This is a genomic window from Xanthomonas cannabis pv. cannabis, assembly GCF_000802365.1.
In the GTDB taxonomy this organism is placed as follows: Bacteria; Pseudomonadota; Gammaproteobacteria; order Xanthomonadales; family Xanthomonadaceae; genus Xanthomonas; species Xanthomonas cannabis.
The window spans coordinates 1-14,044 of sequence record NZ_JSZE01000092.1; the positions used below are offsets into that span (position 1 = coordinate 1).

The 14,044-nt window shown below is 65.2% G+C and carries 6 protein-coding genes and 1 pseudogene; 5 read left to right on the top strand and 2 right to left on the bottom strand.

What is annotated here, in order from left to right; genetic code table 11:
- The 4 genes and pseudogenes from OZ10_RS15000 to pbpC all read left to right on the top strand — a co-directional run.
- The coding region (locus tag OZ10_RS15000) for an alpha-2-macroglobulin family protein (protein ID WP_039565682.1) at positions 1–3,992 on the top strand (3,992 nt) is incomplete at its 5' end.
- A 673-nt stretch (positions 3,993–4,665) separates the two neighbouring features.
- A pseudogene (locus OZ10_RS15005) lies at positions 4,666–7,727 on the top strand (TonB-dependent receptor).
- A 187-nt stretch (positions 7,728–7,914) separates the two neighbouring features.
- Complete coding sequence (locus tag OZ10_RS15010; protein ID WP_039565684.1) at positions 7,915–8,862, top strand: glycerophosphodiester phosphodiesterase family protein; 948 nt, start codon at positions 7,915–7,917, stop codon at positions 8,860–8,862.
- Positions 8,863–9,147: 285 nt separating this feature from the next.
- Entirely contained in the window at positions 9,148–11,565 is a 2,418-nt protein-coding gene (gene pbpC / locus OZ10_RS15015; protein WP_039565685.1) for a penicillin-binding protein 1C, read from the top strand.
- Between the two features lie 695 nt (positions 11,566–12,260).
- Here pbpC and OZ10_RS15020 read toward each other — a convergent pair.
- Together OZ10_RS15020 and OZ10_RS15025 are read right to left on the bottom strand one after the other, a co-directional pair.
- Positions 12,261–12,821 carry a ferritin-like domain-containing protein gene (locus OZ10_RS15020; RefSeq protein WP_039407977.1) on the bottom strand — a complete coding sequence of 187 codons (561 nt, stop codon included), beginning with the start codon at positions 12,819–12,821 and terminating at the stop codon, positions 12,261–12,263.
- Between the two features lie 41 nt (positions 12,822–12,862).
- Complete coding sequence (locus tag OZ10_RS15025) at positions 12,863–13,345, bottom strand: peroxiredoxin (RefSeq protein ID WP_039407975.1); 483 nt, start codon at positions 13,343–13,345, stop codon at positions 12,863–12,865.
- A 163-nt stretch (positions 13,346–13,508) separates the two neighbouring features.
- Between OZ10_RS15025 and OZ10_RS15030 the strand changes: the two genes are divergently transcribed.
- On the top strand, positions 13,509–13,985 hold the full coding sequence (locus tag OZ10_RS15030; RefSeq protein ID WP_039407972.1) for an Hsp20/alpha crystallin family protein: 477 nt from the start codon (positions 13,509–13,511) through the stop codon (positions 13,983–13,985).
- Positions 13,986–14,044: the final 59 nt, after the last annotated feature.

The window sequence follows — 14,044 nt, forward strand, 5'->3', positions numbered from 1 at the left end:
AGCCGATCAAGAACGTGGAATTGCGCATCCTCGATGCCAAGGGCGAGCTGTTCCTGAAAGGTGTCACCGACGGCAACGGCAACGCATTGCTCAACTACACGCTTGATGCCGGCCACGTGCTGACCGCGCGCAGCAAGACCGATGTGTCGTTGCTGCCATTCAATCAGCCGGCATTGGATCTGAGCGAGTTCGCCGTGGCCGGGCGCCAGAGCGCGTGGTTCGATGTGTTTGCCTGGGCAGGTCGCGACCTGTATCGCCCCGGTGAGACCATGCGTGTCTCGGCGATCCTGCGCGACAACGACGGCAAGCCGACCAAGCCGCAACCGGTGTTCCTGCGCCTGAAACAACCGGACGGCAAGACGTTCCGCGAGACCAAACTGCAGCCCGGCGAGCAGGGCTATTTCGAGTTCACCCAGCAGATCCCGGCCGATGCGCCGACTGGCCGCTGGCAGGTGGAATTCCGCACCGACCCGGCCAGCAAGGACGCCGTGCAGGGCATGACCGTGCGCGTGGAAGAGTTCCTGCCCGAGCGCATGAAGCTGGACCTGGACAGCACGCAAAAGACCCTGGGCGCCGGGCAGCCGTTCAAGCTGGTGGCCAATGCCGCGTACCTGTACGGCGCACCGGCCGATGGCAACCGTTTCACCGCCAAGCTGGCCGTCAGCGTGGAGCAGCATCCGCTCGAATCGTTGCCGGGCTGGTTCTTCGGCGACCCGACGCTGGAACTGCCGCGCGAAGCCAAGGACGTGATCGATACCGAGTTCGGCAGCGACGGCATCCTGCGCGAAGACATCGCGTTGCCGGCCGAGGCCAAGCCGGTCAGCACGATTGCGGCAGTAGTCTCCGGCAGCGTGTATGAAACCGGCGGGCGCACCGTCACCCGTACCCTCAAGCGGGTGCTGTGGCCGGCCAAGGCGCTGGTCGGTGTGCGCCCCTTGTTCGACGACGCCGATGGTGCCGACGCCAACAGCAATGCGCGTTTTGAAATCACCCGCGTGGATGCCGATGGCAAACCGCAGCCGGCCAAGGGGTTGAAAGCCACCCTGGTGCGCGAGCTGCGCGACTACCACTGGAACTACACCGACAACCATTGGGATTACGACTTCACCCGCCGCTTCGAGAACAAGGACACGCGCACGCTGGACGTGGGCAGCGCCAATGCCAAGATCGATTTCCCGGTGGAGTGGGGCGAATACCGCCTGGATGTGTTCGACCCGGCGAGCGGGCTGACCACACGTTACCCGTTCCGTGCGGGCTGGAGCTGGAACGATGAAAACCGCGGCCTGGACGCGCGCCCGGACAAGGTCAAGCTGGCGCTGGACAAGACCGGCTACCGCGCCGGCGACACGCTTAAGGTGACGCTGACCCCGCCACATGCCGGCAAGGGCGTGCTGCTGGTGGAAAGCGACAAGCTGCTGTACGTGCAGGACATCGACGTCAAGCCGGGCAGCACGTTTGAACTCCCGGTCACGGAAGCCTGGGAGCGGCACGACGTCTATGTCACCGCGCTGGTGTTCCGCGGCGGCACCGCGCCGAGCAAGATCACCCCCGCGCGTGCGGTGGGCGTGGCGCATGTGCCGATGGACCGCAAGGCACGGCGTGTGGCGGTGGGCGTGTCCGCACCCAAACAGATGCGCCCCGAGCAACCCCTGCCGGTGACGGTGAGCGTGCCCGAGCTGGCCGGTAAGGCTGCGCACGTGACCATTTCGGCAGTGGACGTGGGCATCCTCAACATCACCCGTTTCCCGGTGCCCGATGCCAACGCGCAGTTCTTCGCGCAGCGCCGCCTGGGCACCGATGCCTATGACATCTACGGGCGGGTGATCGAAAGCTTCGAAGGCGCCAGCGGCAAGCTCAAGTTCGGCGGCGACATGGCACTGGAAGCCTTGCCGCAGGCCAAGCGCCCGACCGCGCGCGTACAGACCGTGGACCTGTTCTCCGGCTCGGTGACACTCGATGCCAAGGGCAACGCACGCGTGCAACTACCGGTGCCGGATTTCAACGGCACCTTGCGGGTGTCGGCATTGGTGTACTCGGACACGCGTTACGGCAACCGCGACATGGAAACCATCGTGCGCGCGCCGATCCTGGCCGAGGCCAGCATGCCGCGGGTGATGGCCCCGGGCGACCGCAGCACGGTGACGCTGGATGTGCAGAACTTCACCGGCAAACCGGGCGAGTTCAGCGTGCGTGTGGAAGGCATCGGCCCGCTCGCCATCGCCGAGGCGGCGCGCAGCGTCAAGCTGGCTGTGGACGCCAAGCAGACGCTGAGCTTTCCGCTGAGCGCCACCGAAGGCTACAGCGTGGCCAAGGTGCGTGTGCGCGTGGATGGCAACGGCTTCAAGGCCGATCGCAGCTACGAGCTGCCGGTACGTGCCGGCTGGCCGCAGGTGTTGCGTGCGCAGACGCGTGTGCTCGACCCGCTGGCGCCGATCACCCTGGACAGCAGCTTCGCCGATGGCCTGATGGCCGGGTCGGTGACCGCGCGCATGGTGGTCAGCCCGCTGCCGCCGATTCCGTTCGCCAGCGCCCTGCAAGGCGCGTTGGAGTACCCGTACGGCTGCGCCGAGCAGACCACTAGCAAGGGCTACGCGGCGCTGTTGCTCGACGATGCCACCGCCAGGGCGCTGGGGACCAAGGGGCTGGAAGCGGCCAAGCGCCGCGAGCGCATGGAAGGCGCGTTCGGCCGGCTGGCGTCGATGCAGATCGCCAGCGGGCATTTTTCGATGTGGGGCGACGATGGCTACGTCAACCCGGGGCTGACGCCGTATATCGCCGAGTTCCTGCTCGATGCCAAGGACGCCGGCTTTGCGGTGCCCGACAACGTGCTGCAGAAGGCGCTCAATCGTTTGAGCGAAGACCTGTTGTCCGGCGGCAACGAGTTCTACGGGCAGGACCGCCGCGACAACCTGAAGTTCGCCAATCAGGCCTGGTCGGGCTATGTCCTGGCGCGCGTCAATCGCGCCCCGCTGGGCACCTTGCGCGCGCTGTACGACAACCAGCGCGACAAGGCGCTGACCGGTCTGTCGCTGGTGCACCTGGGTGTGGCGTTGTCGCTGCAGGGCGACACCAAGCGCGGCGATGCGGCGATCAAGGCCGGCTTTGCCAAGGACAGCAGCGAGCGGCCGCCGTATTTCGGCGATTACGGCAGCGCGATCCGCGACGACGCGCTGATGATGGCGTTGCTGCACGAGCGTGGCTTGTCCAAGCCCGAGTACGACACCCGTGCGGTGGCCCTCGGGCGCGCGCTGGATGCACGTCGCGCCACCGGCTGGCTGTGGCTGAGCACGCAGGAACAGGTCGCCCTGGCGCGCCTGGGCAAGGCGCTGATGGTGGGGCAGGGCAAGCAGGTGTCCGGCACGCTGACGGTCGGCGGCGATGCACAGCAGATCGCCCCCGCACGTTTGTTCGGGCGCAGTTTCGACAGTGCAGCGCTGGCACGCGGCGTGCAGTTCGCACCGCAGGGCGAAGCCCCGATGTATGCCAGCCTGGAAGTGGCCGGCATCCCGCGCAGCGCACCGGAGCCGGACACGCGCCATCTCAGCGTGGAGCGCAGCTGGTACACCACTGACGGCAAGCCGTGGACACCGCAGGCCTTGAAGGAAGGCGAAGCGTTGATCGTGCGCGTCACCATCACCGCCAACAGCAACATGCCCGACGCCTTGCTCACCGACCTGTTGCCGGCCGGGCTGGAGATCGAGAATTTCAATCTCGGCGATGCCAAACAGTGGGCCGACGTGGTGGTGGACGGCATCGGCATCAGCGAGCGTTCCAGCGCCGCCGACGTCAAGCACGAAGAGTTCCGCGACGACCGCTATGTGGCCGCGCTGGCGCTGTCCTCGGGCAGCAAGGCGCAGGTGTACTACCTGGTACGCGCAGTCTCGCCGGGTACGTACACGGTGCCGCCGTCATTGGTGGAAGATATGTATCGACCGGAGCTACGTGGCGTGGGCCGCAGCACGCCGGCCACGATGACGGTGGTGCAGCCGTAGGTGATGCGTTGGTCCTTTCCCGTTGGGAGAAGAAGGATGGCCGGCCGCTGAAGTTACCCTTCTCCCGTTGGGAGAAGGTGCCCCGTAGGGGCGGATGAGGGTACGTGCAAAGCCCCGTGTGTTTGGAAAGACATGAGTGGCTTTGCCCCGTACCCTCACCCCAACCCCTCTCCCGGTGGGAGAGGGGCGATGTCCGATCGCTGAAGCTACCCTTCTCCCGTTGGGAGAAGGTGCCCCGCAGGGGCGGATGAGGGTGCGTGCGAAGCCCCGTGTGTTTGGAAAGGCATGAATGGCTTTGCCCCGTACCCTCTCCCCAACCCCTCTCCCGGTGGGAGAGGGGCGATGTCCGATCGCTGAAGCGGCCCTTCTCCCGTTGGGAGAAGGTGCCCCGCAGGGGCGGATGAGGGTACGTGCGAAGCCCCATGTGTTTGGAACGACATGAGTGGCTTTGCCCCGTACCCTCACCCCAACCCCTCTCCCGGTGGGAGAGGGGTTTTTTATTGCAACCGCCGAGTTCTAGGTAAGTGCTGAGCTCTTGCTTCGCACGCGGCGACATCGCTGCGCGCTGTCTTTTCGGTGCGATGCGGCCGACACGCAGGGGTCATTTTTACGGGCTACGGTGGCGTGCTTTCTCATCGGCGCGGCGTGATTGCTGCGCGACTTACGGGATTCCATGCAGCGCTCCGATTCGTTCCGTGTGCACCTGTCCGTTCTCGCCGTGGCCATCGCGGCCTGTTCGCCTGCCTCGCAGGCATCCGCCAACGAGCGCGCAGCGATTGCAGTCGACGCCTCGTCTCAGACGTCTTCTGCGGCGATGGCCACGGCCAGGAGCGCATCGGCAAGCGCAGTTACAGCGACAACCGAGAATGGCGAGGCAACCACGTCCGGTGCGGGGATTGCGCCCGCAATGCAAGGCTCTTCGGTGTCAGCAGAGGCCTCCGCAGATTCCAGAGACCCTGCATCGTCGTCATCGATACAGGACGATGCAACCAACACCGACAGGCCGCCCACCACCGCATCAGGCGTACAAACCCTCGATGCAATGCAGGTCACCGGCGTGCGCCGCGCCAATGCGGCGGCGGTGGAGAGCAAGCGTGCGGCGACCAACATCACCGATGTGATCAGCGCCACCGACGTACGCGCCTTGCCCGACAGCACCATCGTCGAAGCGTTGCGCCGCGTGCCCGGCCTGTCGGTGTTGCCGGCCACCGACAACGAGCATCCCCGCGATGAAGCCGCCACGCCGGTATTGCGTGGCCTGGGGCCGTCGTATAACAACGTCACCATTGACGGACTGACCATCGCCTCGCCCGGTACGCCGAACGGGACGCTCGGTTCGATCACCCGCGGCGTGCGTCTGGATTTGCTGCCCGCCTCGATGGTCAGCGAGTTGCAGGTGGTCAAGACGTTCACCCCCGACCTGGATCCCAATGCCACCGGCGGTGCAATCAATCTCAAGACCCGCAGCGCATTCGAAAACGGCGGCAAGCCGTTCTTCAGCGCCGAGGCGGCGCTAGGCCACGCCAACGATGTAGGCAAACCGCGCGATCAGGACGACCCCGGTTATCGCTTGAACGCCACCGGCAGCCGCACCTTCGGCAGCGAGCAGCAGTACGGGTTCACCCTGTCGGCCAATTACCAGAGCCTGAGCAGTTACACCGAAACCCACATGACCACCGACACAGTGCATTACGGGTTCTACGACAACAACGGCGTGCTGCAGACCGGCGCCAATCTCGGCAATGGCTGGGCAGTGCCGCAGCAGGACAAGTATTGGTACGTGCAAAATCAGCGCAACCGCTACGGCGTCACTGGCAAGTTCGAGATGCGACCCAGTGCCGCGCTCGAAGCGTATGCGATGGCCGGCTACTACTATTCAAGGACGACATGGAGCGCAACGAGGTCATCATCGACCCGCGCAACCGCAACCAGGTATTCAATCAGACTGCCACCTCCGGCAGTTATCCGGGTGGCGACATCGAGGTGGGTTACTCGAACCAGATCGTCACCACGCGCACCAAGGTCGCGCAGTTGGGCACCATCTGGCGGCCCACTGATCGGCAGCAGTTTTCCGTGCGCGGTGCATGGTCCGATGCGACCTACGACGAGCCGATCCGCATGATCAAGTACGCCACCGGCATCACCCGTGCCGCGCCGGTGCCGGTGGGCCAGACCGGCAGTGGCGTGACCATCAATGCCACGCCAAATTATGCGTTCAACTACGACACCTCCGGTTTCGATCAACGCTTCGCGGTATCGCCGCGGGCGTACAACACCCTCGACAACTACAGCCTGTCGTACTGGCGCCCGGACTATAAGCGCACCGCGGCCGATCGCATCCTCACCGGCCGGTTCGATTACGGCTTCAATCAAGGGGAAAGCGATCAGGGCGTCGGTTTCGCGGCGGGCGTGTCGTACACCACCGACAAGCCGTCCTACGATATCTTTCGTGTCGAGTATCAGCCCAACACGACAGCGCCCACGTTCGGCCTGGCCGATGTGGTCGGCACCGGCAGGGCGCCGATGCGCTACGCCGGTTTGAACCTGCTGAGCATCGACCCGAACAAGGCCAATCGCGTGCTGGCCGCCACGCCGTTGAGCGCGTTCAATAGTACCGACCAGCAGGCCTTCAGTAATCAGGACAACTTTAGTCATACCGAAAAAACCTTCGGCAGCTACGGCCTGGTCAGCTATCGCAGCGACCGCTTCAACGTGCAGGCAGGCGTGCATTTCGACAGCACCAGGCTCGACACGGTCGGCCGCCAGCGGCAGCTGGATGCAGCAAGCAATCGCTACGTGTACGTCGATAACCCAACCAGCGCGGACTACGACTACCTGTTGCCGTCGGCCATCATGACCTATCACCTGACCGACGCACTGGACCTGCGCGCCGGTGCGAGCCGCACGCTGGGCCGCCCACCGTACGATGCCTATGCGGCGCGCACCTCGATCGGCTTCGTCAATACGGCGGATGCCGGTAATCCGAATGCGCAGGGCGTCACCGTCACCATCGGCAACCCGGACATCAAGCCGCGCGTGTCCAACAACCTGGATCTATCGCTGGAATGGCGCCTGCCCGGCGACTTCGACGCATTCGCCTCCGCTGCCGTGTTCGACAAGCGCATCCAGGACGAGATCTTTACGCTCTCGCGCACCGATAGCTTCACTTTCGATGGCACCACTTACGCGAATGCGTTGATCAGCACGCCGGCAAATGCGGCCAAGGCGCGTATCCGCGGTGTGGAGCTCAACGGCATCGTCAATACGCTGGCGCCCATCGCGCCGTGGTTGAGCGGTGTCGGTTTCAGCGCCAATGTCGCGGTGCTCGATGGCAGCCTCGATATGCCTTACAGCGTTGGCAGCGGCAGCAGCCTGACCCAACGCGAGCGCAAACTCGATAATCTGGTTGGGCAGCCGGACTACACCGCCAACGCCACGCTGTTCTACAACACCGGCGGGCTGGAGCTGCGCGCAGCCTACAACCGGCAAGGCAAGGCATTGCGGTCCATCGTCAGCAATATCGATTGGCAGGACCTGTACTGGTCGCCGCGCTCGCAGCTGGATTTCACTGCCACCTATGCGGTCAGCAAGCAATTGAGCCTGATCGGCCAGGTCAGCAACATCACCCACAGCCGCATCACCAGCGTGACCGGCCCGGGGCAGAACCTGCTCAAGGATAGTTATTCGGTGCCCACCACCTACTGGGTGGGTCTGCGGTTTACGCCGGCGTTGTAAGCGCGATCAGTTTGCGTTGGCAATGTTGTAGAGCTGTGCCATCCCGCCGGAGTGCTGCCGTCCAGAAGCGCATCACTACAACCTACACCCTTCATCTGCATCTGCATCTACAGCGGCGAGCACGCCACTCGGCAATGCATCTGCGCCGCACAGTGGTTTTGCAAGTCACCTGATTGGAGTTGTTCGAATGACATCACGTTCCATTGCCATCCTCGCCGCCTTGCTGTGCGCTGCCGTGGTCACCACAGCGAGCGCAGCGCCTGCGGGCGTCGCCGCGATCCAGGCACGCCTGACCAACCCGCAGGGCGGTATCGTGGTAGTGGCGCACCGCGGTTGCCATGCCGCCGCGCCACAGCACGGCTTCACCGATACCGCACCAGAGAACTCGCTCGCTGCCCTGGAGCGCTGCATCGCAATCGGTGCTGATGTGATGGAAACCGATGTGCGACGCGCGGCCGATGGCACGCTGGTGATGCTGCACGATGCCACCGTGGACCGCACCACCGATGGCACCGGCAAGCTGTCCGAGCTCACGCTGAGCGACCTGCAAAAACTGCGCCTGCGCAGCGATGAAGGTGGCGCACAGGCACCGCTCACCGACCAGCGCGTGGTAACGCTCGACCAGATGCTTGCCAAGGCCAAAGGGCACATCCTGCTCAACCTGGACGTCAAGGATGCGATCTACGTGCAAGTGATCGACGCGGTCGCGCGGGCCGGCATGCAGCATCAGGTGATCGTCAAGGCCGAGGCGGGCATCGCCATGCCACCGCTGGCAGCGATGGTGCCGTTCGACACCGTGTACTTCTTCCCGATCCTGATCAATGCGCACGGCAATGCCGACCTTGCCGCCATTGCCACCGCGCAGACGCGCAATGCGCGTCCGATGGCGTTTGAGTTGCCCAAGATGGCCGCCGCGCAATTACCGGCATTGGTGGCGGTGAGCAAGGCACACAACGTCAGGCTGATGGTCAATTCGTTGTGGGATGGCTTCATTGCCGGCTACGGTGGCGACGCCGATGCCGAGCGCGACCCGGACAAGGTGTGGGGACGGATGTACCGCGATGGCGTGTCGATCATTCAGACCGATGCGCCGGAAGCCTTGTTGCGCTATCGCGCCACGCTCGAACAGCGTTAGAGCGACAACAGGGTTTTCCTCCAGCAGCGATTAAATTGCAACCGTACTGTACTGGTCAGGGGGCGCACCTCCGGAAGATCATCGGCGCAGGGACACTAGGCAGGCTATGGTGATAGCGTGCGGACTGCTTCAGCCGCCGAGCACCCGCTATGACGTGAATGTGAGCGCTGCAGGGTCACAAGAGTCGACTGACAGCAACATCGCCGTTGCGTCAGGTACGGATTCGTATTTGCGACTGCGACGTAGCAGTGGCCGAAAACCGGTTTGGCCTGCATGCTTTGCACGATGGACGAACACACGCAGACAAGGACAGAGCGGACGCCGCAGCGCGGGGCGGCAACCAAGCAGCCGGGCCGAGCAGGGCGCCGGCCCTGGTTGACATGGCTGCGCTGGAGCGCGGCAGCACTGTTGAGCGTCCTGCTGCTGCTCGACCTGGCCTTCCCGTTGCCGTTGCCCAAATCCCGCGACACCTCCACCCTGGTGGTTGCGCGCGACGGCACGCCGTTACGTGCGTTTGCCGACCGCAATGGCGTGTGGCGCTATCCGGCCACGCCGCAGAGCGTATCGCCGCTGTATCTGCAGGCATTGCTCAATTACGAAGACCGCTGGTTCTGGCGCCATCCCGGCGTCAATCCGTGGGGGCTGCTGCGTGCCGGCGGGCAGTGGATTGGGCAGGGCCGCATCGTGTCCGGCGGCTCCACGCTGACCATGCAGGTGGCGCGCATTCTGGACCCGCACACGCGCACGCCATGGGGCAAGGCCAAGCAGCTGTTGCGCGCATTGCAGCTGGAAGCGCACCTGAGCAAGCGCGAGATTCTCAACCTTTACCTGGAACGCGCGCCCTACGGCGGCACCATCGAAGGCGTGGAAGCGGCCAGCTGGGCGTATCTGGGTAAACCGGCGAAAGCGTTGTCGCAGGCCGAAGCCGCGTTGCTGGCGGTGCTGCCGCAATCGCCCAGCCGGCTGCGGCCGGACCGTCACCCGGAAGCGGCGCAACGTGCCCGCGACAAGGTGCTCGATCGCATGGTGGAGCTTGGCGTGTGGTCGCGCGCGCAGGTGGACGACGCGCGCATCGAACCGGTGGTCACGCGCTCGCTCAAGCCGCCGTTGCATGCAGCCTTGCTTGCCCAGCGCCTGCACAGCGCGCAACCGCGCGCGGCGCGCATCGTGACCACGCTGGATGTGGAGTTGCAGCGCACGCTGGAAGAGCGCGTGGCCACGTATTTTTCGCAGCTGCCCGAGCGCACCTCGGCAGCCTTGCTGGTGGTGGACAACGCCAGCATGGAAGCGCGCGCCTATGTCGGCTCGGCCAGCTTCGGCGATCGTCAGCGGCTGGGGCATGTGGACATGGTGCAGGCCTGGCGCTCGCCCGGCTCCACGCTCAAGCCGTTCCTGTACGGCATGGCGCTGGACGATGGCCTGATCCACTCGGAGAGCCTGCTGGTAGACGCGCCGCAGAGCTTTGGCGACTACCGGCCGGGCAACTTCGATGCAGCCTTCAATGGCCCGGTGAGCGCAGCCACTGCATTGCGCTTGTCGCTGAACGTGCCGGCAGTGGATCTGCTCGATCGCATCGGCCCGGCGCGCTTTGCCGCGCGATTGGGCAATGCCGGCATCGCCCTGCATTTCCCGCGTGGCAGTACGCCGTCGCTGGCCGTGATCCTGGGTGGCACCGGCGCGCAATTGCAGGAACTGGTGGGCGCATTCGCCGCGCTCAATCGCGGCGGCATCGCCGGGCGTGTGCGCTATACGCCGGGTGATGCGCGCGTCGAGCGCCGGCTGATGTCGCCGGGCGCGGCCTGGATCGTGCGCGAGATCCTGCAGAGCAATCCGCGCCCTGGCTACGGCAGCGGCACCTTCGATACCGCAGCGCGTCCGGGCGTGGCGTGGAAGACCGGTACCAGCTATGGCTACCGCGATGCCTGGGCGATCGGTGGCACGCGGCGTTACACCGTGGGCGTGTGGGTGGGGCGGCCGGATGGCACGCCGTTGCCCGGCCAGTACGGCGCGGTGACTGCGTTGCCATTGATGTTTGAAGTCATCGATGCCTTGCCGCGCAGTGCCGGCGACAGTGCGCCGCTGCCGATGCCGGCCACGGTGCAGCCCGTGCAGATCTGCTGGCCACTGGGTGGTGCGGCTGACCAGACGCCACCGCCCTTGTGCGCGCGCCGTGCCGACGCCTACGCGCTCGACGGCGCGGTGCCGCCCACCTTTGCCGAGCGCGATGCACGTCTGTGGCAAAGCGGGCAGCTGCAGTTCGAGGTGGACGCGCGCAGCGGCCTGCGCCTGTCACAGGAATGCACCCAGCCGCACGCGCGTGCGGCGCGTGCATTGGCGCGCTGGCCGGCACTGGTGTCACCCTGGCTCAGCGCCGCAGAACGTCACGCCGCGCAACTGCCGCCACTGGCGCCGGACTGCCTGCCGGATGGGCGCATGACTGGCGGCGGCGTGCTGCGGATCGACGGCCTGACCGACCGCGCCACCCTGGCGCGCGCCAACGACACCGCACGTCCGGTGCGCCTGCAGCTGCGCGCACTGGGCAGCGAGGCGCGCATCGACTGGCTGCTGGACGGCCGCTGGATCGCGCAGACAAGCGGGCGCCAGGCATTCCAGCGCGACTTTGCCGAGACAGGTGCGCACACGCTGACCGCCATGGCCAGCGACGGCGCCTGGACGCAACTGCGGTTTCGCGTATTGCGCTGAGCGCCGCACCAGCGTGATCGATCGCCAGCTGACATGTAGGAGCGCCCCGGGGGCGACGGGCGTTACCGGTAAGGCCCGTCGCGCCCAAGGGCGCTCCTACGAGAAGCGGTGGGTATCGCGAGTCTGCTGCATCGTTCGCTGATGACGTCTGCGCAACGTGTGTGGCACCGGATTCGTCCGTATCGCTGTTTCGGGGGGTAGCCCGGCCAACCCAATGTAGGAGCGCCCCTGGGCGCGATGGGCGTTACCGGTAAGGCTCGTCGCGCCCGGGGGCGCTCCTACGAGAAGCGGTAGCTACCGCGATTCTGCTGCATCGTTCGCTGAAGACGTCTGCGCAACGTGCGCGGCAGCCGATTCGTGCGTATCGCTGTTTCGGGGGTAGCCCGGCCAACCCAATGTAGGAGCGCCCCTGGGCGCGATGGGCGTTACCGGTAAGGCCCGTCGCGCCCGAGGGCGCTCCTACCAGAAGCGGTGGTATCGAGCTTGCGACTTGCTGACGCGGTCGCGTTATCGTGCGGCATGCGCCGAAAACAGACAGGGCGCACGCGGCGCCCTGTCTGTTTCGTCATCGCTGTCGTGGTGTTCGCGTCATGCCGATGCGGTCATCTGGCATGACGTAGCGCATCGCGGTTGCAGTCACGTGCAAATTGGCCGCGCGTTTAATGCATGCGGTGCGCAGCACCACACCGATCACCTCATTCGCCAATCCAGCCTTCCAGCATGTCGGCGAACTCGTCGGCGTGCTCTTCTTCCTGGGCCAGGATGCTTTCCAGGATGCGCTTGGTGGTGGTGTCCTTATCGCCGATGAAATCGATCATCTCGCGGTAGCTGTCGATGGCGATGCGCTCGGCAATCAGGTTTTCCTTGACCATGTCGCGCAGGTCGGTGCCTTCCTTGTATTCGGCGTGCGAACGCTTGGTCAGGGTGTCCGGGTTGAGGTCTGGTTCGCCGCCCAGTTGCACGATGCGCTCGGCAAGCTTGTGCGCGTGCGCCTGTTCCTGCTGCGCGTGCTCCAGGAATTCGCCCTTGACCGCATCGGCCAACATGCCCTTGGCCATGAAGTAATGGCGGTAGTAGCGCAAGGTGCACACGTATTCGGTGGCGAGCGCGGTGTTGAGCAACTCGATCACCTTTTCGCGATCGGCATGGTAGCTCTCGGTGATGGCGCCGTCTTCGATGCTCTGGCGTGCGCGGGCGCGCAGGGTGGCGGTATCGGTGATACCGGCGGGGGTGGTGCTGGCTGGCTGATCAGACATGGCTGGCCGTTTTCCTTCTGAGTGGACGGGGGACTTACGCTTCAATCGGGCAGGTGCTGCAGCACGTAATCGGCTGCAGACACCTTGAATTCGCCGGGCTCTTCGACGAACAAGGCCTTGACCACGCCGTCGTCGGCATACAGCGCGTAGCGACGCGAGCGCAGGCCCATGCCCGAGCCGCTCGCGTCGATTTCCAGGCCCAGGGCGCGGGCAAGTTCGGCATTGCCGTCGGGCAGCAGATGCAGGCCGTCGGGTAGCAACTGGCTGCGGCCCCAGGCCTGCATCACGAACGGGTCGTTGACGGCGGTGCACAGTACTTCAATACCGCGTTTGCGGAACGCTTCGAAGTGCTCCACGTAGCCCGGCAGATGCTTGGCCGAACAGGTCGGCGTGAATGCGCCCGGCACCGCGAACAGCAGCACCTTGCGGCCGGCAAACAGGGTATGGGTGTCGACCGCCTCGATGCCTTCGCGCATGCGCTTGAGCACCACTTCGGGAATGCTGTCACCAACGGCGATGGTCATGGGGCTGTGCTCCTGTGGCTGAACGAATTCTAGAAAAGGGCAGGGGAAAGGCGCGTCAACGCGCTTGAAATCCGCAGCGCGACGCCTATCTGACGCACATGGCCGGCGCGGTGTGCGCATGCCGCCGCCGCCGGCCCCTTACCCAACCTTTTGGAGGCTCGCAATGAACATCGTTCGTTATCCCCAGTGGCCCACCCACGCCCTGCAAAACGAGATCAAGCATGTGTTCGACCGCTTCTTCGAACAGAACGGCGACACCGACGAATCGGCGGTGGTGACCGCGCAGTGGGTGCCGCGTGTGGACATCAAGGAAGAGGCCAATCACTTCGTGCTGTATGCCGACCTGCCGGGGATCGACCCCAGCCAGATCGAGGTGCAGATGGACAAGGGCATCCTGTCGATCAAGGGCGAGCGCAAGGGCGAGTCCAGCACCGAGACCGAGCGCTTCTCGCGTATCGAGCGCCGCTACGGCAGCTTCCACCGCCGCTTCGCGCTGCCCGATAGCGCCGATGCCGACGGCATCACCGCAGCCGGGCATAACGGTGTGCTGGAAATCCGCATTCCCAAGCGTCCGGCGGCCACCCCGCGTCGCATTCAGGTGGGCAACGGGCAGGACACCAGTGGCGGCACCGTGCAGTAAGCGCGCGCAGCGGTTGCGCTGATGTAGTTGCCAGGTGAGTCACCGGTTTGGTCTGAGCG